The following is a 21478-nucleotide window of genomic DNA, read 5'->3' as shown; positions in this document are numbered from 1 at the left end:
ACAATTCTGGCACAGCTTTGCCCCGAAAAGAAAAAAACCCCACCGCCGCGAAGGCTGGTGGGGTTTTCGGAACGTCTAAGCGGCTTATTCGACTTCGACGGTTTCCGGTGGCGTCGTCGGTGCGGCGTCTGGTGGTTCCGGGAACTCCAGTTTGACCTGGTCCTTGTCGTCCAGGTCGACCGTCACGCGGCCGCCGGTGACCAGGCGGCCGAACAGCAGCTCGTCGGCCAGCGCCTTGCGGATCATGTCCTGGATCAGGCGCGCCATCGGACGTGCGCCCATCAGCGGATCGAAACCTTTCTTCGCCAGGAACTTGCGCAGTTTCTCGCTGAAGATCGATTCGACTTTCTTCTCGTGCAGCTGCTCTTCCAGCTGCATCAGGAACTTGTCGACCACGCGCAGGATGATGTCCTCGTCCAGCGCGCGGAAGCTGATGGTGGCGTCGATACGGTTGCGGAACTCCGGCGTGAACATGCGCTTGATGTCGGCCATCTCGTCGCCTGCCTGCTTGGAATTGGTGAAGCCGATCGAGGTCTTCTGCAAGCTCTCGGCGCCCGCGTTGGTGGTCATGATGATGATCACGTTGCGGAAGTCGGCCTTGCGTCCGTTGTTGTCGGTCAGCGTGCCGTGGTCCATCACCTGCAGCAGGATGTTGAAAATGTCCGGATGGGCTTTTTCAATCTCGTCCAGCAGCAGCACCGCGTGCGGTTTCTTGGTGATGGCTTCGGTCAGCAGGCCGCCCTGGTCGAAACCAACGTAGCCCGGCGGCGCGCCGATCAGGCGCGACACGGCGTGACGCTCCATGTACTCGGACATGTCGAAACGAATCAGCTCGATGCCCAGGATGAAGGCCAGCTGCTTCGCCACCTCGGTCTTGCCGACGCCGGTAGGACCGGAGAACAGGAAGGAGCCGATCGGCTTGTCGGTCTTGCCCAGGCCAGCGCGCGCCATCTTGATCGCCGATGCCAGCGCTTCGATCGCCGGATCCTGGCCGAACACCACGTTGCGCAGGTCGCGGTCGATGGTTTGCAGCTTGCTGCGGTCGTCCTGATTGACGGTCTGCGGCGGGATGCGCGCGATCTTGGCGATGATGTCCTCGATCTCGGTCTTGCCGATGGTTTTCTTCTGCTTCGATTTCGGCAGGATGCGCTGGGCTGCACCGGCTTCGTCGATGACGTCGATGGCCTTGTCCGGCAGGTGGCGGTCGTTGATGAAGCGGGCCGCCAGCTCGGCCGCGGTCGACAGCGCCGACGACGAGTATTTGACGCCGTGGTGTTCTTCGAAGCGCGACTTCAGGCCGCGCAGGATCTGCACGGTCTGCTCGACGGTAGGCTCGTTGACGTCCACTTTCTGGAAGCGGCGGCTCAGCGCGTGGTCTTTTTCAAACACGCCGCGGAACTCGGTGTAGGTGGTCGCACCGATGCACTTCAGTTGGCCGTTGGCCAGGGCTGGCTTGAGCAGGTTGGACGCGTCCAGCGTGCCGCCCGAGGCCGAACCGGCGCCGATGATGGTGTGGATCTCGTCGATGAACAGGATGCCGTTCGGATTGTCCTTCAACTGCTTGAGGACGGCCTTCAGGCGCTGCTCGAAATCGCCGCGGTACTTGGTGCCGGCCAGCAGCGCGCCCATGTCCAGCGAATACACAACGGCATTCGACAGGATTTCCGGCACGTCGTTCTGGGTGATGCGGTAGGCCAGGCCTTCGGCGATGGCGGTCTTGCCCACGCCGGCTTCGCCCACCAGCAGCGGATTGTTCTTGCGGCGGCGGCACAGGATCTGGATCACGCGATCCACTTCGTCCTCGCGGCCGATCAGCGGATCGATCTTGCCTTCGGCGGCGGCCTTGTTCAGGTTTTGCGTGAACTGGTCGAGCGGGCTTTCCTTGGTCTGGCCTTCGCCGCCCGGCGCGCCCTCTTCCACGCCTTCCGAGGCCTTGGCGGCGTCGGTCTGCTGGTCCTTGCGCACGCCGTGCGAAATGAAGTTGACCACGTCCAGGCGGGTCACGCCCTGCTGGTGCAGGTAGTAGACCGCGTGCGAATCCTTCTCGCCGAAGATGGCCACCAGCACGTTGGCGCCGGTGACTTCCTTCTTGCCGTTGGAGGCGGACTGCACGTGCATGATGGCGCGCTGGATCACGCGCTGGAAGCCGAGCGTAGGCTGGGTGTCCACTTCGCCCGTGCCGGGCACGGTCGGCGTGTTGTCGCCGATGAAGTTGGTCAGCGTTTTACGCAGGTCTTCAATGTTGACGGCGCAAGCACGCAACACTTCGGCAGCCGAAGGATTGTCAAGCAAGGCCAGCAGCAAGTGCTCCACCGTGATGAATTCGTGCCGTGCCTGCCGAGCTTCGACAAACGCCATGTGCAAACTTACTTCTAATTCCTGCGCAATCATACTTCCTCCATCACGCATTGCAGGGGATGCCCCGCCTTGCGTGCATGCGTTAAAACGAACTCCACTTTGGTACAGGCTATATCTTTTGAAAACACGCCGCACACTCCTTTGCCGTAGCGATGAACACTGAGCATTATCTGCGTGGCCGTTTCACGGTCTTTGTTGAAATACTCCTGGATGATGGCGACCACAAACTCCATCGGCGTGTAGTCATCATTGAGCAACGCCACCTGGTACAGAGGTGGCGGTTTCAGCGTTTGCCGCTCCAAGAGGGTTTCGGTGTCATGCTTGGTTGCCATACGCTTATATTCTAATGCTTTCGAGGTTGATGCAATGTGCATTTCACTATACACATTCAATTGTTTTCCATCTTACGCGTTTTCTGAACTTGACGCAGATGGCGCCCCATTCGCCAAAATCAAGAGTTGCTTTTTCGCCAATTGAGTTAAAAGTAGCAAAATGCATACAAATCTGCTTGACTTTAGAATTTGGTCCGCTAACAATGCGTTATCGGCTGCGTGCAGAAATGTACAAGGTGATAAGAAGTGAGGCGTGAGGAGGGGGCAAGAAGCTTCTTGCTTTTATGGCTCGTGTGATCCGTTTTAATTTTGAAAGTTCTTTTTATGGCAACAGGTACAGTTAAGTGGTTCAATGATTCCAAAGGTTTTGGCTTCATCACTCCAGATGACGGCGGCGAGGATTTGTTCGCTCACTTCTCCGCAATCAACATGAACGGTTTCAAGACCCTCAAAGAAGGTCAAAAAGTTCAATTCGAAGTCACGCAAGGCCCTAAAGGCAAGCAAGCTTCCAACATCCAATCGGCTTAATTTTTTAAGCAGCAGATGTGAAAAACCTCGCGACGCGGGGTTTTTTTTCGTCCCTACCCCATCGGCAAGTGTTGCAGAAGTCCGACACCGACGCCAGCGCGTGACAATTCAATAGAATCGTCAAAATTGAAAAATGCATAATCTTATTCGTTAAGGTAATAGTGCCTATCAGGCATATACCTGAATCGCCGTTCGTCTCTTACCAAGGGCCATATGAATAGCATGCACGTCAAGCGTATCAAAACCGTCGTGGTCTACGCCGCCATCCTCGCGCTGGGACTGGGTGTGGGCCGGGTGGCATCCAGGGTGCCGCAGTGGCTGACGCCGGCCTACGTCGAAGGCGACTTCCAGGCCTACTATCCCGACGCCGCCACCAAGGTGGTGCTGTACGGCACCAAGACCTGCCCGTTTTGCCAGCAAACACGCGCCTACCTGAGCGCGCACCACATCCCCTACTCCGATGTCGACATCAGCCTCGGCGGCAAAGGCCAGCAGGACTACCGCAGCTTCGGCGCAACCTCCGTGCCGGTGATCCTGATCGGCAACCGCCGCATCACCGGATTCAGGCAGCCGGTCATTGATGCTGCACTCGAACAGTTGCAGCGGACCACCAGCCGCTGAGCGCCAGGTTGGGGCCGTGTACATGGACGGCACGGTTGCAGGCGTCACCTACGTCCAGTCACTTGGAGAAGTTCAATATGAATAAGAAACTGAAACTGTTTTTGTTTGCAATCGGCATCGGCGCGGCATCGGCGCCTGTCCTGGCCAGCTGCACCTACTACTGCGTCGTCGAATACAAGGCCTGCGTTAAATCCGGCGAGCCCCTCTCCGACTGCGTAGCCGAGCGCGACGCCTGCGAAGAAGCCTGCGGCGGCTAAGCCCGGCCTGTGTTGACGGGCCAGCGCCAGCGGCGCTGCCCGTCTATCAAAGTGACGGCGCCAGCAGTTTGAGCAGCAGTCCCACAGCGGCGCAGACAGCGATCACTTGCGGCACCTTCTGCTTGTAGCGCAGCAGCGCCACCGCCGCCCCCACCGCGATCAGCGCCGCCGCCCAGTCGGGCGAGCCGCCGAAGCCGGTCGGCCAGACGACGTGCCATGCAAAGAACAGCGCCAGGTTGAGGATCACGCCGACCACGGCCGCCGTGATGCCGGTCAGCGGCGCGGTGAAGCTGATATCGTCGCGCGTGGCTTCGACCAGCGGGCCGCCGGCCAGGATGAACACAAACGACGGCAGGAAGGTGAACCAGGTCACCAGCACGGCCGCCACGGCGCCGGCCAGCGGCAGCTGCGCCGCGCCGAACGGCGCCTGCCCCCAGCCACCGACAAAGCCGACAAACGCCACCACCATGATCAGCGGGCCCGGCGTGGTTTCGCCCAGCGCCAGGCCGTCCATCATCTGCGGCGGGGTCAGCCAGCCGAAGTTGACTACCGCACCCTGATACACATACGGCAGCACCGCGTAGGCGCCGCCAAAGGTCAGCAAGGCGGCCTTGGTGAAGAACCAGGCCATCTGGGTGTAGGTGTGGTGCCAGCCGGCGGTCAGCACCAGCAGCGCCATCGGCGCCAGCCACAGCAACGCACCGCAGCCGCATACCAGCGCCAGCCGGCTCCAGCGGAAACCGGCATGCGGCGGTGGCGGCGTGGCGTCGTCGATGACGGCGGCCCCATACGATGTCTTGGCAGCGCCATGCCCGCCGGTCTTGAACGCCTGTGGCAAGAAGCGGCCGCCGGCATAACCGGCCAGCGCGGCGCCGGCGACGATCAGCGGGAACGGCAGCTGCAAGGCGAAGATCGCCACAAACGCGGCGCCGGCGATGGCCCACAGCCAGCCGTTGCGCAAGGCGCGCGTGCCGATCCGGTGCGCGGCCTGCAGCACGATCGCCGTCACCGCCGGCTTGATGCCGTAGAACAGGCCCGCCACCAGCGGCTGCTGGCCGAACGCCATGTACACCCACGACAACAGCACCAGCAACAGCAGCGACGGCAGCACGAACAAGGCGCCGGCGATGATGCCGCCGCGCGTGCGATGCAACAGCCAGCCGATGTAGGTGGCCAGCTGTTGCGCCTCGGGGCCGGGCAGCAGCATGCAGTAGTTCAGCGCATGCAGGAAGCGGCGCTCGGAAATCCAGCGCCGGCGCTCGACCAGCTCCTGGTGCATGATGGCGATCTGGCCCGCAGGTCCGCCAAAGCTGATGCAGCCCAGCTTGAGCCAGAAGCGGAAGGCTTGCCAGAGGGTTGGTGCAGTCGGCGCGGTATCGGGCGTCATCGTGGTCCTCATAAAAAAGCCCCGCTCCATCGCTGGAACGGGGCTGCGCTAGCGGATGCCGGCGCGCATTGTTTACATCTGTTCGATCATCACGTCGCCGAAGCCGGAGCACGACACCTGGGTCGCGCCTTCCATCAGGCGGGCGAAGTCGTAGGTGACCTTTTTCGAGTCGATGGCTTTCTCCATCGATTTGATGATCAGGTCGGCCGCTTCGATCCAGCCCATGTGGCGCAACATCATTTCGGCGGACAGGATCAGCGAGCCCGGGTTCACATAGTCCTTGCCGGCGTACTTAGGCGCGGTGCCGTGGGTGGCTTCGAACATCGCCACCGAGTCCGACAGGTTGGCGCCCGGCGCGATGCCGATGCCGCCCACCTGTGCCGCCAGCGCGTCGGAAATGTAGTCGCCGTTCAGGTTCAGGGTGGCGATCACGCTGTACTCGATAGGACGCAGCAGGATCTGTTGCAGGAAGGCGTCGGCGATCGAATCCTTGATGATGATATCGCGGCCGGTCTTCGGATTCTTGAACTTGCACCATGGGCCGCCATCGATCAGCTCGGCGCCGAATTCTTTTTGCGCCAGTTCGTAGGCCCAGTCACGGAAGCCACCCTCGGTGTACTTCATGATGTTGCCCTTGTGGACGATGGTCACCGACGGCTTGTCGTTGTCGATGGCGTACTGGATCGCCTTGCGCACCAGGCGCTGCGTGCCTTCGATCGACACCGGCTTGATGCCCAGGCCCGAGGTTTCTGGGAAGCGGATCTTGGTCACGCCCATTTCCTTGACCAGGAAGTCCAGCAGCTTCTTGGCGCCTTCCGAGCCTTGCTGGTATTCGATACCGGCGTAGATGTCTTCCGAGTTCTCGCGGAAGATGACCATGTTGGTCTTCTCCGGCTCTTTGACCGGCGAAGGCACGCCGGTGAAGTAGCGCACCGGGCGCAGGCAGACATACAGGTCCAGCTGCTGGCGCAGGGCCACGTTCAGCGAACGGATGCCGCCGCCGACCGGCGTGGTCAGCGGGCCCTTGATCGAGACCACGTAGTCCTTCAGCACGCTCAGGGTTTCTTCCGGCAGCCACACGTCCGGGCCGTACACGCTGGTCGATTTTTCGCCGGCGAAGATTTCCATCCAGCTGATCTTGCGCTTGCCGCCGTAGGACTTGGCCACTGCCGCATCGATCACCTTGATCATGACCGGGCTGATATCCACGCCGGTGCCGTCGCCCTCGATGTAGGGAATGATCGGGTTATCTGGTACATTCAGGGAAAAATCGGCGTTGACGGTGATTTTTTGGCCGTCGGCAGGTACTTTGATATGCTGATACATCGTGTTCTCCGAAGTGGCATGAATTTGTTGCCGGTTTAGTACACTTATCCCAAGTCTTCTATAAGACATAAGACACTGTTTCACATTATGCACCAGTATTTTAGTAGGCGCCACGGTTTTCCTACACCGGCCGTCAAGCCTACACCAAAATCATCTTAAGAGAAGTATGTCCCTCATTCTATTTAATAAACCTTTCCAGGTGCTGTGCCAGTTCTCGCCGCAAGACGGCCGCGCCACCCTGGCCGACCACCTGAAGATCCCCAACATCTACCCCGCCGGCCGCCTCGACGCCGACAGCGAAGGCTTGATGCTGCTGACCGACGACGGCAAGCTGCAACACACCATCGCCCATCCAGACCATAAGGAAGCGAAGATTTACCTGGTGCAGGTCGACGGCGTGCCGGACGCGGAAAGCCTGGCCAGGCTGCAAGCGCCGCTGGACCTGGGCGACTTCGTCACCAAGCCGTGCAAGGCGGTGCAAATCGCCGAGCCGGCGTGGCTGTGGCCGCGCAATCCGCCCATCCGCAGCCGGGCCGAGCAGCCGACCAGCTGGCTAGCGATCACTTTACAAGAAGGCAAGAACCGCCAGGTGCGGCGCATGACGGCGGCGGTCGGCCTGCCGACCTTGCGGCTGGTGCGCAGCGCCATCGGCGCCATCTCGCTGGCGACCCACCCCTTGATGCCGGGCGAGTGGATGGAGGTGTCGGCCAAGGACCTGGCCGGCTAGATTGATGCGTTGCAGCAAATAAAATTCTGCTTTTTACGCATTTTTGTGTCAACTGGAAATTTTCGGGCGGCGTTAATGAGATAGATTCATATGAATCTTCGTTTTTTTCAGCTGGTTTAATCAACTGCCAAAGGAACTCATCATGTCCAAGATCATCGCTGCCCTGGTTGCCTCCCTGTTTGCCGCTTCCGCTTTCGCTGCCGCCCCATCGGCGTCGGCATCCGCTTCGGCCGCGGCTTCGGCCCCGATGGCATCGGCTCCTTCCGCTTCGGCCTCCGCCGCCGCATCGGCACCGAAAGCCAAGAAAGCCAAACACAAGAAAGCCGCCTCGGCTGAAGCTTCGGCCTCGGCTTCGATGCCAGCCAAGTAATCGCCGCCATCCCGGCAAGCCGGCCTCGGGCCGGCTTTTTTGCGTCCTTTTTTACGTCCGCACATGCGAAAAAACCCGCGCTGGCCAGAGGCCAGGCGGGTTCTTGCTTTAAATCCCAGCGAGGGGAATTAAGCGGACAGTGCCTTCAGGGCAGCTGCCAGACGGCTCTTATGACGAGCTGCCTTGTTTTTGTGGATGATCTTCTTGTCCGCGATGCTGTCGATGGTCGACACGGACGATTGGAAGATTGCCGTCGCAGCAGCTTTGTCGCCGCCTTGGATCGCTTTGCGTACTGCTTTGATAGCGGTGCGCAGGGTCGAACGCTGGGACGAGTTGTGAGCGTTTTGCTTGACTGCTTGACGAGCGCGTTTGCGCGCTTGTGCGGTATTTGCCATGGAATTTCCTAAAACAGGGTAAAGGTGCGTTTGCAAACATTATTGTTTGCCAAAAGGTGCGTTCAGTGCGTCTGCCGAACCATGTGAGTCAAACTACTGCCTGCCAAACATTAGTGTCTGCGTAACAGAATTCTGTACAGCCTGCGATTATAGCGATGTTTTCTGTCAGGAGCAACTATAATCACTGCCCATGAACTTGCTTAAAACTCTAGCCGCCATCTCCAGCATGACCATGCTGTCCCGCGTCACCGGATTATTGCGTGAAACCTTGTTTGCCCGGGCCTTCGGCGCCGGCGCCTACACGGACGCTTTCATCGTCGCGTTTCGCATTCCCAACCTGCTGCGCCGCCTGTTTGCCGAGGGGGCCTTCTCGCAAGCGTTCGTGCCGATACTCTCCGAGTACAAGAACCAGCACGGCCAGGAAGCCAGCAAGACGCTGGCCGACCATGTGGCCAACACGCTGGTGTGGTCGACCTTGTTTGTCAGCGCACTCGGTATTATAGGCGCGCCGCTGTTTGTGTACCTCATCGCCACCGGGCTGGACAAGCAACCGGGCGCCTTCGACGCCGCCGTCTGGATGACGCGGTTGATGTTCCCTTATATTAGCTTCATGGCGTTTGTCGCCATGGCTGGCGGCGTGCTCAACACCTGGCGCGAGTTCAAGATCCCGGCCTTCACGCCGGTGCTGCTGAATGTCTCCTTCATCGCCGCCTCGCTGTTCCTGCAATCGCACCTGGAGCAGCCGATCTACGCGATGGCGATCGCCGTGTTCGTCGGCGGCGTCCTGCAGGTGGCGATACAGATCCCGGCGCTGATCAAGATCGGCATGCTGCCGCGCCTGTCGTGGAATCCGGCGGCCGGCCTCGGCGATCCGGGCGTGCGCCGCGTGCTGAAGAAGATGGGACCGGCCGTGTTCGCCGTCTCGGCCGCGCAGATCAGCCTGATGATCAACACCAGCATCGCCTCGCGCCTGGCCGAGGGCAGCATTTCCTGGCTGTCCTACGCCGACCGCCTGATGGAATTCCCCACGGCGCTGCTGGGCGTGGCGCTGGGCACGATTTTGCTGCCCAGCCTGTCGAAGGCCAAGGCCGACGGCGATAGCCAGGAATATTCCGACCTGCTGGACTGGGGCCTGCGCCTGACCTTCCTGCTGGCGCTGCCGGCGGCGGTGGGCATGGCCGCGCTGGCCAAGCCACTGATCGCCACCCTCTTCCACTACGGTAAATTCACCGACGAGGCGGCCACGCAGTCGTCCTACCCGCTGATCGCCTACAGCGCCGGCCTGCTGGGCATCATCCTGGTCAAGACGCTGGCGCCGGCGTTTTACGCGCGCCAGGACATCCGCACCCCGGTCAGGATCGCCATTGGCGTGCTGATCGCGACGCAGTTGATGAACTGGATTTTCGTGCCATACCTGAAAGTATCCGGCCTGGCGCTGTCGATCGGCCTGGGTGCCTGCATCAACGCCAGCTTCCTGTATGCCGGCCTGCGCAAGCGCGGCATTTACAACCCCAAGCCGGGCTGGGTGATGTTCTGCGCCAAGCTGGCCGTGGCGTGCGTGCTGATGGGCGCTGCCGCGTGGTTCGGCGGACAGCAGGTGGACTGGCTGGGCATGCAGCACCACACGCTGCTGCGGATCGGCGCGCTGATGCTGTTGATCGGGCTGTGCGGCGCGGTGTACTTCGCGGCGTTGTTCGCGATGGGCTTCCGCCTGCGCGACATCAAGCGCACGGCACGCTAAACGAAAACGAAAACGAAAAAAAACCCGCCGAGGCGGGTTCTTAATTAGCAGCTAAAACTTAGGCTGCTTTTTTTGCTTTGCGACGAGCGACAACACCCATCAGTGCCAGGCCGCCCAGCAGCATGCCGTAGGTTTCTGGTTCTGGTACGGCGGCGGTGATGCGGTAGGTACCGGAGTAGTTAGCTTCGGTGCCGGCGGTGCCGTTCAGGGTCAGGTGGAAAGGCGACAGGCCGGTGTACTTGTCCGACAGGAAGGTGAACTCGGAATCGCCGCTCACGGTGCCCAGGGCGCCGTTCAGGTTCGAAGTACCCAGCAGCGTCAGGTCCTGAGCGCTGACGGTTACACTGATCTTGTAGTAGCCTGGGGTGAAACCGGTGAAGTCCACCAGATCGGTACCGCCCGACAGGATGCCGTCGCCGTACGAAGCGATCCACGAGTGGGTTTTGCCATCAGCAATAGCGGAGATGACTTTATCACCAGCGAATGCGCTAACCGAAGCGGCGGCCAGCAGCGCGCCAGCAACGAAAGATTTCAATTTCATGTGATTTTCCTTAATCAAACGAATTGTGGCTGCGCTTTCGCCAACCACCGTAGTGTTAATAGGAGTGTAGAAGTGCTACGGGACAAATAATAGCATAACAACACGGTTTATCATTGTAAATTTTCCATTTTAGTTTTCCTTATAACAACTTATTTCATAGCGCAAAAAGAATGTTGCGGCGCAGTATAATTTGCGCTTACTTTATGCAAGCTACGCAACTTTCCATCGCATCTCTTGCTCCTGCGGCACATATTGGTGTTGTTCGGGGCGGGCGCAACAATATTTTGTTGTGTGTTTGATACAGTTGCAAAACCCTATTCTTGCGGCACAGGAGGCGGCTCGGACGTATCCGGCTCTTTCGGAACTTGCGGCTCTTCCGGCGCCGGTGGTGGCGCAGGCGGCATTTCGACAGGCGGCTCTGGCGGCACGGCAGGGCTAGGCGCAGCCGGCGCCGGCGGACTGGCCGTTGGTGGTTCAGCCACCCTCGCGGCGACTTGCGGCGGTGGCCCGGTCATCAGGGTCGGTTCCGGCCCTGCCAGCGCCATCGCAAACTTCCAGTCGGAAATATGACTCTTGTTTTCAAATCCAGAATAGCGCGTGGGAAAGTTCCCTATCTTCACCGGCTTATCCGAGGACAGGCTGTACACCGCCAACACGCCGACCTTGTCGCCAAGATAGACGATGCCCCACTCCGCCTTGCCCGTCATGGGATCGACGAACAATTTACGCAAATGCCGGCGGGTGCCGGGAAAGCGTGGATCCTTCAGTAAATCCTTCAGCGAAGGCGGCTGCGGCGGTTGCCCGGCGGGTGTGGCGTCGGCGTAGCTTTTCAGGGCGTCGCTGAAGGCGGCGCCGATATCCAGCAACTCCTGCTCCGCCCGGCTGCGTTGTATCACCGAGCCCAGCTTCAGCGCCGACGCTGTCACCAGTCCGACGATCGCCAGCAGGATGATCAGGCTCAGGTAGGTAAAGCCGCCGCTGCGGCTCCGGCGTCGCGCACTCATCACCAGTCGGAGTAGGGTTTGCCGCTGCGGTCGTTGCCGGGGGCGCCGCTCTTGATGTTGTAGACGCCGCCCTTGCCGGTGTCTTCCGGCGGCACCACGATCCAGGTGGTATCGCTGTCGGTGATCGGATCGACCGGCATGGCGCGCAAGTACTTCTTTTCCACCAGCTGTTCCAGCGAGTCGGGATAGCGGCCGGTGTCGCCGTAGTATTGGTCCAGCACCTGCCGCACATTGCGCAGGTTATCGGCCAGCACCACCTCCTTCGACTTGTCGATGCTGGGGAAATAACGCGGCACGGCCAGCGTCAGCATCAGCGCCACGATGCCCAGCACCACCAGCAGCTCGATCAGCGTGAATCCTTTGGTTTTCATGGTCACCATTTTTTATAGGGTACGCCGTTCAGGCCCGTCTTGTCGCTCAAGCTGTAGACGTCGTAGACATCCTCGCCGTCCTTCGGCTGGTCGGCGTCGCTGGCGTAGCTGCGCTTGCCCCAGGTTTGCGACTCGCTCAGCGTGGCGTCCAGGTTGAACGGATCGCGCGGCACCCGGCGCAGGAAATACATCTTGATGTGCTTGGGGTTCTGCAAATCCGGCACGCCCTCCACCAGCAGGTCCAGCGTCTTCGGATAGCCGGTCGCGGCCAGCGTCTTGGCGACCCGCCCCTGGTCGTAGGCCAGCTTGTAGGCGTCCAGCGCGGCGCGGATCTGGTGCAGCGCCTCGCGCAGCTCCTGCTCCTGGCGACGCTGCACCACCACTTGCGCAGTCGGTATCACCAGAGCGCTGAGCAGGCCGAGGATGGCCAGCGTCACCAGCAACTCGATCAGCGTGAACCCAAGGCCGCGTTTCATCATGCGCTTACTGCTGCACCGGTTGCTGCTGCACCGGTTCCGGTTCAGGCGGCGGCAGCACCGGCTGCGGCTGTTGTCCCTGGCTAGGCGGCAGCGGCGCCGGCTGCCCCTGCGAGATCGGCATGGCCTGCACTGGCAGCGGCGGACGCACCGGCGCCGTAACCGTGCCCGCCGGCGGCGGCAAGGCGCCCGGCGACGGCGGCATCGCCACGTTGGGGCGCGCGCTCAGGTCCGGACGGCGGCGGAAGCTCGCCTCTGTGCCGGCCGAGAATTCCGAAGCGGCGGCTTCCGGCCGCTGCACGTTGCGGATCAGGTGCGGCGTGATCGACAGCACGATCTCGGTCTTCTGGCTGTCGTCACGCTTGCTGCCGAACAGGCGGCCGACGATGGGCAGGTCGCCCGCGCCCGGCACATGATTGGCGGTGCCGCGTTCTTCGTTATTGATCAGGCCCGCCAGCACCTGGTTCTCGCCGTCCTTCAACTGCAGCATGGTGGAGGCCTGGCGCGTGCCGATCTGGTAGGCGGTGCCGCCGTTCTTGGTGGTGATGGTGTTGGTCAGGTTGCTGACTTCCAGCTGCACGCGGATCGCCACTTCGTTGTTCAGGTAGACGGTCGGTTCGACGTTCAGCGTCAGGCCGACATCGACGTAGGTGATCGAATCGCTGGCGAAGCCGCCGACGCCGGACGACACCGTGGTGGTCACCACCGGCAGCTTGTCGCCGATGACGATCTTGGCCTTTTCCTTGTTGCGCACGCGGATGCGCGGATTGGCCAGCAGGTTGGAATCCTGGTCGTTCTTGTTGGCGTTGATGCCGGCGGAAATGCCGGTCACGCCGATGGTGCGCTGGTTCAGGTTATTCAGGTCGCGGATGGTGATGCCGGTGCCGCCCGAGGTCGACAAGGGCGTCAAGCCGATCCCGGTCGGCCACACCACGCCCAGGTCCATCACGCTGCTCTTCTTCACTTCCAGGATCTCCACCTCCAGCATCACTTCCGCTTCCGGCGCATCCTGCAGGGCCACCAGCTTTTCGGCCAGGCGGATCGCTTCCGGGCTGTCGCGCACGATCAGCAGGTTGAGCTTTTCATCGACCACCACGTCGCGCGATTTGAGGATGGTCTTGAGCGTGTTGGCCACCAGCTTGGCCTCGGCGTTGGCCAGGAAGAAGGTCTTGACCGTCATCTCCTGGTATTCCTTCAGCTTGGCCGCCACGTTCGGGTAGATCAGGATGGTGTTCGCATCCATCACCTGCTGCTCGAGCTGATTGGTCAGCAGCAGGAAGTAGATCGCCGATTCAACGGTGCTGTTCTTCAGCAGCACGGTGGTGCGCTGGTCGGTCTTGACGTCCTTGTCGAACACGAAGTTCAGGCCGGAGCGGCGCGAGATCACCTCGAACACCTGCTTCAGCGGCGCGTCGCGGAACTCGATCGAGATCGGCTGCTTGTAGGTTTTCGCCAGGCCGGCTTCCGCCACCGGCGGCGCGATCTTGTCGCTGACCTCGCGCAGCATCAGGCGCGCTTTCTCATTGGCCGGCGTTTCGGTCAGCAGCGCGTTGAGCTTCTGCCTGGCCAGTTCGTACTCGCCCTTGTTGACATGTTCGGCGGCGGCGGCCATCAGCCTGGTCTGGCGGTCGTCGCGCTCCAGCGCGCGCAGGCCGGCGCGGGCGCGTTCGTTGAGCGGGTCCAGCGCCTGCACGCGGCGGTAGCCCTGCTCCGCCAGATCCAGCTTGCCTTCCGACTGCTGGCGCTCGGCCTGGTCGAGGAAGCGCAGCGTGGCGCGGTCGCGCGCTTGCAGATAGGCGGCGCGGTATTCGGCGTTGCCCGGTTCGGCCTTCACGGCCTCCTGATACTTGAGCAGGCCCGCTTCCAGCTGGTCCTTGGCGATCAGGTCGCGGCCATCGCGATAGGCCATTTGTCCGGCGCAACCGCTCAAGACGATCGCCAGCATGGCAGGCAGCGCGGCGCGGCGGCCCAAATTCTTCAGATGACTAGCCATCAGTCGAGGACTCCAATATTGATCTGTTGTACCTGATTCAAAGGCAGATAGGTCACGGACATCAGCGGCGGCGCGATCTTGTCGACGCGGTAGGTGCCGTCGATGACGGTTTGATTTTTAACGACGTAAGTCTTGTCGCCGCGCGCCAGGTAGACTTCCCAGGCGCCGTCGGCGACGGCCTTGCCGATCACCGTGAACGGCATCGGCGGCGCCACCGGCGCTGGCGGCGGCGCATTCGATACTGGTGGCGGCGGTGGCGGCGGCGGATTCCAGTTCTGGCCCTGGAACACGCCCTCGCCCGACGCAAAGGTGGCCTCGCCGGATTCGCCGACCAGCATGGCGCGCGGCGTCAGGCGCAGGATCGCCACCTCGGCCTGCGGCTTGGCGTCCTTGTCGGCGCGCGGCGCGGGCGCGGCGGCAACGGCGGCCGGCGCAGTGGACGCCGCAGAACGGCTGCGCGCCACCGGCTCGGCGATGTCGCCCGCCGGCGAGTTATCGCCGAACACCACCAGGCCACCGGCGACGGCCAGTGCGATACCCATCGCGATTTGATAAGGCTTCATGGCTCGCCGTCCTTCAGGTACAGGGTGAAGCGCAAACGCGCCTCCACCGTGGATTCGGCGATGGCTTCGCGGCGGAAGCCCACTTCGTCCAGCGACGCAAACGGCATGTCGCGCAGGCCCTGCATGGCGAACTGCCAGATCGATTGATACGGCCCCTTCACCGGCAGCAGGATCTGGTAGGTGCTGACGCGACTGGCCTTGTCGTAGGCGGCCTTGTACTCGCCCTGGCTCAATGACAGGTTGTTCTTGGCCGCCAGGTCGAACAGCACCTTGACCTGCTGCTCGGCGTAGCGCTTCTCGCCCAGCACTTCATAGAAGCCGGCCAGGTTCTGGTTGGCCGACGGCGGCGGAGGCGCCGTCACCAGCGAGGCCGGCGTCGGCAAGGGACGCGCCATCAATTGCGCCTGCGCCGCGCGTTGCGGCAGCAGCCACGCCCACGCAGCGGCGCCGGCCACGCACAGCGCAATGGCGATGCAGGCCGGCGCGCCCAGGCGCGTCAACGCCAGCCGCACGCGCAGCACGATGGCGGCCACGTTCACCTTGTCTTTCACATTCGTCATCGGGCTATCCATGTCGCCTCCAGCTGGAAGCGCAAGGGCCGGTTGGGATCCTGCTCATTGATTTCATGACGGGTCAGCATCACGCCGCTGAACAGCTCCTGCTGCTTCAGCTCCGCCACGTAGGCCACCATGTCGTCGCTGTTCTTGGTTTCGGCGGTGATCTTCAGCACCTGCTTGCGCGGGTCCGGCTCCATCGCCACCAGCGCGACGCTGCGCGGCGTGGCTGCGGCCACGGCGTCTTGCAGTTCACGCCATGGCAGGTTCAGTTGCAGGATGGCGCCGTTGACGAAGGCGGCCTGCCCTTCCGGTATCGCCACCTGCGCCACTTCCACCGGCCGCGCCGAGATGGCCGCCGCGCGTTCCTGCACGTGGCGCAGCTCATGCTCGCGCAGGCGCTTCTGCTCCACCAGCTTCCAGCCACTAAATGCGGCGGCGGCGCACAACAGCAGCCCTGCGCCGGCCAGCGCCAGCGCCGCCGGATGCGTGTGGAACAAGGTGCGGCGCAGGCTGCGCGGCGCGAAATCGATATTCATATTCTTCATGCCACGCTCCCGCCGCGCGCCAGCAGCGCCATCGTCGACAGGCCGCCGCTGGAGGCCTGCTGCACCTGGTCCAACACGGCGCAGGCGATATGCGCTGGATTGTTCACCGGCTTGCTCCATGCGGCCGGCGCGGCGCCGCACACTTGCAGCAGTTCCGGCTCGGGCATGTCCAGCAGCAGCGCTTCGCGCTTCAGCGTCTGGCCCAGCCAGTATTGATCGGCGCCCTGCCCGGCCGGCATTGGCAAGGCGCGGATCGCGCGGATGCTCTGGCCGTCGGCTTCAATGGCGGCCAGCGTCAGCAGGTGGTCGTGCACCAGGCCGAACCACGCGCCCGGCTTCACGCCGCGCCGCCAGCGGTTGTAGGCGCTGATGAAATGCGGTTCGATGCCGACCACGTGCAGCTTGAATTCCTGCGCCACCAGCCGCAGCACGGCCAGCAAGGCGCGCGGCACGGCGGCGGCGAAAAACGGCTGCGTGGCGTTCCAGTCGCCGGAGATCTGCCAGGCCGCCGGCGCTTCGCCGTACAGCGCCTGGAAGCGGAAGCCCGCCGCCGCTTCGATGTCGGCCAGGCGCGCCGCTTCCGGCGGCGGCGCGACACGCCACAAGCGCGTCAGGTCGTCGGCCAGCACGATGCTGACCGGCCAGCCCGCCACGCTTTTATCGCCGAGCTGTTCGCCCAGCAGCGCGCGCAGGGCGTTGGCGATGGCGTCGAACGGATGCTCGCCCGACGGCGCGAACGCGTGTTCGGCCAGCACCGTCACCGGCTCGCCGCGCCAGCGGCTGGTGCGCAGCAGACTGACGGCAAAGCCGGAGACGCCGATGCGCAGGGATTGTCCAATTGCTCTACGCATGCAAGGTTACTCGTTTGATTTCGGACAGCGTGGTGCCGCCCCGTTTGACCAGTTCCAGCGCCGCCAGGCGCAGGCTGCGCGTGCCGTTCTCATAGGCCGCCTGCTTGATCTGGCGGATCGGCCGCTTGTCGACGATCAGCTCGCGGATTTCGTCGTTCAGTGTCAGGATCTCGGCGATCGAGCGGCGGCCCTTGTAGCCGGTGCCGCGGCAATCGCCGCAACCCTTGCCCTGCATGAAGCGGTAGTCGTAGACGTCGGCGCGGGCCAGGCCCACGCTGGCCAGTTCGTGATCGTCCGGCGTGTACTGCGCCGCGCAGTGCGGGCAGTTGATGCGCACCAGGCGCTGCGCCCAGATGCCGTTCAAGGCCGATACAAACGCATACGGATCGATGCCCATGTGGGTGAAGCGGCCGAACACGTCGAACACGTTGTTGGCGTGGACGGTGGTCAGCACCAGGTGGCCCGTCAGCGCGGACTGCACGGCGATTTCCGCCGTCTCGCGGTCGCGGATCTCGCCGACCATGATCTTGTCCGGGTCGTGCCGCAGGATGGAGCGCAGGCCCTTGGCGAAAGTCAGGCCCTTCTTCTCGTTGACCGGGATCTGCAGGATGCCCGGCAGCTGGTACTCGACCGGGTCCTCGATGGTGATGATCTTCTCGCGGCCGTTGTGGATCTCGGTCAGCGCGGCGTACAGCGTGGTGGTCTTGCCGGAGCCGGTGGGCCCGGTCACCAGCAGCATGCCGTAGGCTTCCTGCGCCAGCACGCGCAGCGTGGCCAGCGACGGCGCGTCGAAGCCCAGCGCTTCCAGCGTCAGCGAGCCGTAGGCTTCGATCATGGCGCGCTTGTCGAGAATACGGATCACCGCGTCCTCGCCGTGGATACTCGGCATGATGGAGACACGCAGGTCGATCTCGCGCGAGTTGGCCTCCACGCGGAAGCTGCCGTCCTGCGGCACGCGGCGTTCGGCGATGTCCAGCTCCGCCAGCACCTTCAGGCGCGAGATGATCTGCTCGGCGACGTCGATGCCGTTGACCGAGGTGGCGTGATCGAGCACGCCGTCCACGCGGTATTTGACGGACAGGCCGCCGGCGGTGCTTTCCAGGTGGATGTCGGAGGCGCCGGCTTTCAAGGCGTCGTACAGGGTCGAGTTGACCAGGCGGACGGCGGGACTGGCCGCTTCCGACACCGACGCGAACGACAGCACGGCGGCTGTCTTGCCGTCGCGCCGGCCTTCGCTGGCGCCGGGCAGCAGCGTGTCGGTGGCGCGCGCCGATTCCTCCTGCTTCGACAGGTAGGCCTGGATGTCGGCCTGCAGCGCAAGACGGGTGTGCAGCGGCGCGTGCGGCGTGGCGCGCGCCTGCGTGCCCAGCCAGGTTTGCAGATCGAGGTCGAAGGGATCGGCGATCACGCCGACCACCGTGCCGTCGTGGGCGCGCAGCAGCACGCAATGACGGGCCAGGGCCTGCGACAGCGGCAGCAGCTCGAAGGCCGGCGTGTAGCCCAGCATGTCGATGGTCTCCAGCACGGCCATGCCGAACGGCTGCGCCAGCGCCTGCACCACCAGGCGCGGCTCCATATCGGTCAGCGCGACCAGTTCCTCGACCAGCGTGCGCTTCGATTGCTGGCGCAGGTGGCGCGCGCGCGCGACCAGCGCCATATCCAGAACAGGCGCCAGCGCCGGCACGGGCGCGATGTGTGGGGTGGCCTGGGCCGTCATGACATGTCTCCGGCCAGATCGAAAATCGGCATATACAGCAGCACCACGATGGCGCCGACCACCAGGCCGATCGCGGCCATCAGCAGCGGTTCAAAGGTTCGTGTGAAGCGTTCTATCCAGCGGCTGATTTCGCCGTCGTAGAAGGCCGCGGATTGGGTCAGCATCGGGCCCATGTCGCCGGTGCGCTCGCCCACGCGCAGCATGCGCAGCGAGATCGGCGTGGTCAGCTGGCTGGCCTCGAAGGCGGTCGACAGCGGCAGGCCCGATTCGATGTCGGCGCGCGCCGTCTGCAGGTTCTGGCGGATGCCGGCCGAGACCATGCCCTGCACGGTCTCGATCGCGTGCACGATGGTGATGCCGCCTTCGCTGAGCATGCCCAAGGTCAGGTACAGCCGCGACAATTCGTAGATGCGCACCCGCTCGCCGATGCCGGGCAGGCGCCCCATCAGGCGGGCGAAGCCGCCGTTGCCCATCAGCTGGCGCACGCCCAGCACCAGCGCAGCCAGCACGGCGGCGATGCCGCCCAGCAGCAGCGTGGTATGCGCGCCGGCGAACTGGCCCCAGTTCAGCATCTGCTGCGACAGCCACGGCAGGTTGCGGCCGGCGCCCTGGTAAACCTCGGCAAAGCGCGGCACGACGTAGCCGATCAGGAACAGGCTGACGCCGCCGCCGACCAGCAGCAGGATGCACGGATAGATCGCGGCCGACACCAGCTTGCCGCGCACCAGGTCGATGCGCTGCTGGTAGTCGATGAAACGGGACAGGGAGCGCGGCAGGTCCGAGGTGCCCTCGGCGGCCTTGACGATGCCGATGTACAGCGGCGGGAACAGTTCGGGCTGCTCGGCCAGCACGGCGGAAAAGCGCTGGCCTTCGCGCAGGCCGGCCAGCAGGCGCTCCAGCACGCTGCGCGTGACGGGGCTGGTTTCCTTTTCCAGCAGCGCCTCCAGGCCTTCGACGATGCCGAGGCCGGCGGTCAGCAGCGCCAGCAGCTCCTGGCTGAACAGCACCAGCGAGAGGCCCTTGGCGCGCGCCTTGCCGCCGCGCAGGCCGAGCCCGCCCCGCACCGGGGCGATGGCGCTGACGTACAGGCCGCGCGCCTCCACCTGACGGCGCGCGTCGGCCTCATCACGGCCATCGATCACCAGATGGGAGATGGCCATATCGGCCGACAAGGTGCGGACATCGAACTGCATGGCGAAAACTACTTTCCGTGACGGCGAGGCTTATTGTGAAGTGATGTCGGCGTCTTCGCCGGTACCGCCGGGCTGACCGTCGCGGCCCAGCGAAGTGATTTCAAACTCGGACTTGCTGCCCGGCGCCTTGTACTGGTAAGGGTGGCCCCACGGATCGGGCGGCACGCCCTTCTTCAGGTAGGGGCCGTTCCACTTGGCGCCCGCCGTGGCCGGCGCGACCAGCAACGCGGCCAGGCCCTCGTCGGTGGTCGGGTAGCGGCCGACGTCCAGGCGGTAGGTGTCGAGCGATTTTTCAAACGCTTCGATCTGCGCCTTGGCGATGGTCACTTCCGACTTGCCCAGCTGGGCGAAATATTTTGGACCGACATAGGCCGCCAGCAAACCGATGATCACGATGACAACCAGCAATTCCAGCAGGGTAAAACCGCCAGCCTTGTGAGCTGCGGCTTGACGGTATTTCTTTGCAACTTCCATCCGAACGACTCCTTAATTCGCCACGCCTACCGGCACGAAGTCAGAGGCTACCATGCGGTTTGCATACCGGACAATCTTTTCTTGAAAGTCGACACGACGGCGCGAAAATAGCAAGTCTTTCATCTTTTACTTTCTGGCAATCTGTGGTTCTTTCATCACGTTTCCAAAATAAAACTATAAGAATCCCGTCATCAAACTGTCATTGTCAAAACAAAACTAAGCGCGGAAAAACGGCCTTTAAGAAATATAAAAATCGTTAACCAATTGCCTACTCAAATTGTAATTATGCCTATACTCGACAGCAACCTGATCAATGAGCAATCAGGGGTTGTAGGTGTTGTCAACAAATTAAAACATCAAAGGGGTTTTTCTATGCAAGATGATTTCGTCTCTACCGCCGTGCAGTCACCGCTGCATCGCGCACTGTCCCGCTGTATCAAAGCGGCACTGGCCGGCTCGCTGGCGCTGGCTATCCTGCCAGCCGCCCATGCCACCACCACCATCGACTTCAACAACCTCACCGGCGCGGCGATGTACAACGGTGAAACGTCGTACGTGAACAATGGCTTTTACATTGAAAACTTCTCCAACTCCGCCTCTGCCCAGGTCGGCGACTACGTCGGCATGATCGTCGACGACGGCGCCAACCAGTGCGCGCTGAGCCTGCAGTGCCCGATCACCAACAGCCCCTACCTGGCCGCCGTCAACGACAGCGTGATGTACGCCACCCGCGACCAGGACCATCAGAGCTTCCTGATCAAGTCGTTCCAGGCCGCCTTCCTGGGACCGGTCGACCCGACCAATCCCAGCGTGACCGGCTTGCTGAAGATTCAGGCCAGCGGCGCCTCCGGCACCCAGATCGCCACCTTCAACCTCGGCGCCCCCGGCCCCAACGGCTTCGAGTTCGCCAACTACACCACCAGCGGCGCCTTCAGCACCACGCTGTTCTCGAATTTCTATGTCTACGGCTACGCCTGCAACGCCGGCGGCTCCTGCACCGCGTTCAACAGCGACCGCGGCCAGTTCGCGATCGACAATATCGTCACCTCGGCCGTGAGCGCCGTGCCCGAGCCGTCGAGCTGGATGATGCTCGGCGCCGGCCTGCTGGGCCTGGCAGCCGCCGCCCGCCGCCGCAAAGCCTGAAGCCCCCT

The 21478-nt window shown here is 62.8% G+C and carries 24 protein-coding genes; 6 read left to right on the top strand and 18 right to left on the bottom strand.

Going from position 1 to position 21478, the window contains the following annotated elements; all coding sequences use genetic code 11:
• Positions 1-84: 84 nt before the first annotated feature.
• Together clpA and clpS are read right to left on the bottom strand one after the other, a co-directional pair.
• Positions 85-2391, bottom strand: coding sequence for an ATP-dependent Clp protease ATP-binding subunit ClpA (gene clpA / locus D0T21_RS23835; RefSeq protein WP_116992998.1), 2307 nt, complete (start codon positions 2389-2391; stop codon positions 85-87).
• Positions 2388-2690, bottom strand: coding sequence for an ATP-dependent Clp protease adapter ClpS (gene clpS, locus D0T21_RS23830; RefSeq protein WP_008446470.1), 303 nt, complete (start codon positions 2688-2690; stop codon positions 2388-2390). The genes clpA and clpS overlap by 4 nt, the downstream gene beginning before the upstream one ends.
• 324 nt (positions 2691-3014) lie before the next feature.
• Here clpS and D0T21_RS23825 point away from each other — a divergent pair, with 324 nt between their 5' ends.
• From D0T21_RS23825 to D0T21_RS23815, 3 genes are all read left to right on the top strand, one after another.
• Entirely contained in the window at positions 3015-3218 is a 204-nt protein-coding gene (locus D0T21_RS23825; protein ID WP_008446468.1) for a cold-shock protein, read from the top strand.
• Positions 3219-3431: 213 nt separating this feature from the next.
• The gene (locus D0T21_RS23820) at positions 3432-3839 is read left to right on the top strand and encodes a glutaredoxin family protein (RefSeq protein ID WP_116992997.1); all 408 of its coding nucleotides are present in this window, start codon (positions 3432-3434) and stop codon (positions 3837-3839) included.
• A gap of 77 nt (positions 3840-3916) precedes the next feature.
• Positions 3917-4096 carry a hypothetical protein gene (locus D0T21_RS23815; protein ID WP_116992995.1) on the top strand — a complete coding sequence of 60 codons (180 nt, stop codon included), beginning with the start codon at positions 3917-3919 and terminating at the stop codon, positions 4094-4096.
• A 46-nt stretch (positions 4097-4142) separates the two neighbouring features.
• Here the strand turns inward: D0T21_RS23815 and chrA are convergent, their stop codons facing one another.
• Together chrA and icd are read right to left on the bottom strand one after the other, a co-directional pair.
• Positions 4143-5483 (bottom strand): chromate efflux transporter, encoded by a 1341-nt coding sequence (chrA, locus tag D0T21_RS23810; RefSeq protein ID WP_116992994.1) that lies wholly within the window; start codon positions 5481-5483, stop codon positions 4143-4145.
• 72 nt (positions 5484-5555) lie between these two features.
• Entirely contained in the window at positions 5556-6809 is a 1254-nt protein-coding gene (icd, locus tag D0T21_RS23805) for an NADP-dependent isocitrate dehydrogenase (protein WP_116992992.1), read from the bottom strand.
• A 166-nt stretch (positions 6810-6975) separates the two neighbouring features.
• On the opposite strand from icd, the gene D0T21_RS23800 reads away from it, so the two are divergent.
• Entirely contained in the window at positions 6976-7536 is a 561-nt protein-coding gene (locus D0T21_RS23800; RefSeq protein ID WP_116992990.1) for a pseudouridine synthase, read from the top strand.
• Positions 7537-7656: 120 nt separating this feature from the next.
• Here the strand turns inward: D0T21_RS23800 and D0T21_RS32110 are convergent, their stop codons facing one another.
• Together D0T21_RS32110 and rpsT are read right to left on the bottom strand one after the other, a co-directional pair.
• Entirely contained in the window at positions 7657-7902 is a 246-nt protein-coding gene (locus tag D0T21_RS32110) for a hypothetical protein (protein WP_158568049.1), read from the bottom strand.
• 132 nt (positions 7903-8034) lie between these two features.
• Positions 8035-8301: a 30S ribosomal protein S20 gene (rpsT, locus tag D0T21_RS23790; protein ID WP_008446456.1), complete on the bottom strand. Its 267-nt coding sequence runs from the start codon at positions 8299-8301 to the stop codon at positions 8035-8037.
• A 190-nt stretch (positions 8302-8491) separates the two neighbouring features.
• Here rpsT and murJ point away from each other — a divergent pair, with 190 nt between their 5' ends.
• Complete coding sequence (gene murJ, locus D0T21_RS23785; protein WP_116992987.1) at positions 8492-10042, top strand: murein biosynthesis integral membrane protein MurJ; 1551 nt, start codon at positions 8492-8494, stop codon at positions 10040-10042.
• Positions 10043-10100: 58 nt separating this feature from the next.
• Here murJ and D0T21_RS23780 read toward each other — a convergent pair whose 3' ends face one another.
• The 12 genes from D0T21_RS23780 to gspG all read right to left on the bottom strand — a co-directional run bounded on the left by D0T21_RS23780 (position 10101) and on the right by gspG (position 20327).
• Positions 10101-10583, bottom strand: coding sequence for an FxDxF family PEP-CTERM protein (locus D0T21_RS23780; RefSeq protein WP_116992986.1), 483 nt, complete (start codon positions 10581-10583; stop codon positions 10101-10103).
• Between the two features lie 314 nt (positions 10584-10897).
• Positions 10898-11587 carry a type II secretion system protein gene (locus tag D0T21_RS23775; RefSeq protein ID WP_116992983.1) on the bottom strand — a complete coding sequence of 230 codons (690 nt, stop codon included), beginning with the start codon at positions 11585-11587 and terminating at the stop codon, positions 10898-10900.
• Complete coding sequence (locus tag D0T21_RS23770; protein WP_116992982.1) at positions 11587-11967, bottom strand: type II secretion system protein; 381 nt, start codon at positions 11965-11967, stop codon at positions 11587-11589. Before D0T21_RS23770 ends, D0T21_RS23775 begins: the two co-directional genes overlap by 1 nt.
• Positions 11961-12437 carry a type II secretion system protein gene (locus tag D0T21_RS23765; RefSeq protein WP_116992981.1) on the bottom strand — a complete coding sequence of 159 codons (477 nt, stop codon included), beginning with the start codon at positions 12435-12437 and terminating at the stop codon, positions 11961-11963. The genes D0T21_RS23770 and D0T21_RS23765 overlap by 7 nt, the downstream gene beginning before the upstream one ends.
• A gap of 4 nt (positions 12438-12441) precedes the next feature.
• Positions 12442-14427, bottom strand: a complete 1986-nt coding sequence (locus D0T21_RS23760; protein WP_116992980.1) for a secretin N-terminal domain-containing protein — start codon at positions 14425-14427, stop codon at positions 12442-12444.
• Positions 14427-14990 (bottom strand): hypothetical protein, encoded by a 564-nt coding sequence (locus tag D0T21_RS23755; RefSeq protein WP_116992979.1) that lies wholly within the window; start codon positions 14988-14990, stop codon positions 14427-14429. The genes D0T21_RS23760 and D0T21_RS23755 overlap by 1 nt, the downstream gene beginning before the upstream one ends.
• On the bottom strand, positions 14987-15550 hold the full coding sequence (locus D0T21_RS23750; RefSeq protein WP_229211617.1) for a hypothetical protein: 564 nt from the start codon (positions 15548-15550) through the stop codon (positions 14987-14989). The genes D0T21_RS23755 and D0T21_RS23750 overlap by 4 nt, the downstream gene beginning before the upstream one ends.
• Positions 15547-16092 carry a PilN domain-containing protein gene (locus tag D0T21_RS23745; protein WP_116992977.1) on the bottom strand — a complete coding sequence of 182 codons (546 nt, stop codon included), beginning with the start codon at positions 16090-16092 and terminating at the stop codon, positions 15547-15549. The genes D0T21_RS23750 and D0T21_RS23745 overlap by 4 nt, the downstream gene beginning before the upstream one ends.
• Positions 16089-16943: a hypothetical protein gene (locus tag D0T21_RS23740; protein WP_116992975.1), complete on the bottom strand. Its 855-nt coding sequence runs from the start codon at positions 16941-16943 to the stop codon at positions 16089-16091. The genes D0T21_RS23745 and D0T21_RS23740 overlap by 4 nt, the downstream gene beginning before the upstream one ends.
• On the bottom strand, positions 16936-18660 hold the full coding sequence (locus tag D0T21_RS23735) for a GspE/PulE family protein (protein WP_116992974.1): 1725 nt from the start codon (positions 18658-18660) through the stop codon (positions 16936-16938). Before D0T21_RS23735 ends, D0T21_RS23740 begins: the two co-directional genes overlap by 8 nt.
• Positions 18657-19853, bottom strand: coding sequence for a type II secretion system F family protein (locus tag D0T21_RS23730; protein ID WP_116992973.1), 1197 nt, complete (start codon positions 19851-19853; stop codon positions 18657-18659). The genes D0T21_RS23735 and D0T21_RS23730 overlap by 4 nt, the downstream gene beginning before the upstream one ends.
• A gap of 30 nt (positions 19854-19883) precedes the next feature.
• Entirely contained in the window at positions 19884-20327 is a 444-nt protein-coding gene (gspG, locus tag D0T21_RS23725; RefSeq protein WP_116992972.1) for a type II secretion system major pseudopilin GspG, read from the bottom strand.
• A 372-nt stretch (positions 20328-20699) separates the two neighbouring features.
• Between gspG and D0T21_RS32300 the strand changes: the two genes are divergently transcribed.
• Positions 20700-21470 (top strand): NF038120 family PEP-CTERM protein, encoded by a 771-nt coding sequence (locus D0T21_RS32300; protein ID WP_199538592.1) that lies wholly within the window; start codon positions 20700-20702, stop codon positions 21468-21470.
• The last annotated feature ends 8 nt before the right edge of the window (positions 21471-21478 follow it).

This window comes from Duganella sp. BJB476 (genome assembly GCF_003416895.1).
Classification (GTDB): Bacteria; Pseudomonadota; Gammaproteobacteria; order Burkholderiales; family Burkholderiaceae_D; genus Rugamonas.
This window is presented reverse-complemented; position numbering and strand designations above follow the sequence as displayed.

Coding starts and splice junctions, on each gene's coding strand:
- clpA (WP_116992998.1), bottom strand. CDS start 2,391: ATGATTGCGCAGGAATTAGAAGTAAGTTTGCACATGGCGTTTGTCGAA.
- clpS (WP_008446470.1), bottom strand. CDS start 2,690: ATGGCAACCAAGCATGACACCGAAACCCTCTTGGAGCGGCAAACGCTG.
- D0T21_RS23825 (WP_008446468.1), top strand. CDS start 3,015: ATGGCAACAGGTACAGTTAAGTGGTTCAATGATTCCAAAGGTTTTGGC.
- D0T21_RS23820 (WP_116992997.1), top strand. CDS start 3,432: ATGAATAGCATGCACGTCAAGCGTATCAAAACCGTCGTGGTCTACGCC.
- D0T21_RS23815 (WP_116992995.1), top strand. CDS start 3,917: ATGAATAAGAAACTGAAACTGTTTTTGTTTGCAATCGGCATCGGCGCG.
- chrA (WP_116992994.1), bottom strand. CDS start 5,483: ATGACGCCCGATACCGCGCCGACTGCACCAACCCTCTGGCAAGCCTTC.
- icd (WP_116992992.1), bottom strand. CDS start 6,809: ATGTATCAGCATATCAAAGTACCTGCCGACGGCCAAAAAATCACCGTC.
- D0T21_RS23800 (WP_116992990.1), top strand. CDS start 6,976: ATGTCCCTCATTCTATTTAATAAACCTTTCCAGGTGCTGTGCCAGTTC.
- rpsT (WP_008446456.1), bottom strand. CDS start 8,301: ATGGCAAATACCGCACAAGCGCGCAAACGCGCTCGTCAAGCAGTCAAG.
- murJ (WP_116992987.1), top strand. CDS start 8,492: ATGAACTTGCTTAAAACTCTAGCCGCCATCTCCAGCATGACCATGCTG.
- D0T21_RS23780 (WP_116992986.1), bottom strand. CDS start 10,583: ATGAAATTGAAATCTTTCGTTGCTGGCGCGCTGCTGGCCGCCGCTTCG.
- D0T21_RS23775 (WP_116992983.1), bottom strand. CDS start 11,587: ATGAGTGCGCGACGCCGGAGCCGCAGCGGCGGCTTTACCTACCTGAGC.
- D0T21_RS23770 (WP_116992982.1), bottom strand. CDS start 11,967: ATGGTGACCATGAAAACCAAAGGATTCACGCTGATCGAGCTGCTGGTG.
- D0T21_RS23765 (WP_116992981.1), bottom strand. CDS start 12,437: ATGATGAAACGCGGCCTTGGGTTCACGCTGATCGAGTTGCTGGTGACG.
- D0T21_RS23760 (WP_116992980.1), bottom strand. CDS start 14,427: ATGGCTAGTCATCTGAAGAATTTGGGCCGCCGCGCCGCGCTGCCTGCC.
- D0T21_RS23755 (WP_116992979.1), bottom strand. CDS start 14,990: ATGAAGCCTTATCAAATCGCGATGGGTATCGCACTGGCCGTCGCCGGT.
- D0T21_RS23750 (WP_229211617.1), bottom strand. CDS start 15,550: ATGACGAATGTGAAAGACAAGGTGAACGTGGCCGCCATCGTGCTGCGC.
- D0T21_RS23745 (WP_116992977.1), bottom strand. CDS start 16,092: ATGAAGAATATGAATATCGATTTCGCGCCGCGCAGCCTGCGCCGCACC.
- D0T21_RS23740 (WP_116992975.1), bottom strand. CDS start 16,943: ATGCGTAGAGCAATTGGACAATCCCTGCGCATCGGCGTCTCCGGCTTT.
- D0T21_RS23735 (WP_116992974.1), bottom strand. CDS start 18,660: ATGACGGCCCAGGCCACCCCACACATCGCGCCCGTGCCGGCGCTGGCG.
- D0T21_RS23730 (WP_116992973.1), bottom strand. CDS start 19,853: ATGCAGTTCGATGTCCGCACCTTGTCGGCCGATATGGCCATCTCCCAT.
- gspG (WP_116992972.1), bottom strand. CDS start 20,327: ATGGAAGTTGCAAAGAAATACCGTCAAGCCGCAGCTCACAAGGCTGGC.
- D0T21_RS32300 (WP_199538592.1), top strand. CDS start 20,700: ATGCAAGATGATTTCGTCTCTACCGCCGTGCAGTCACCGCTGCATCGC.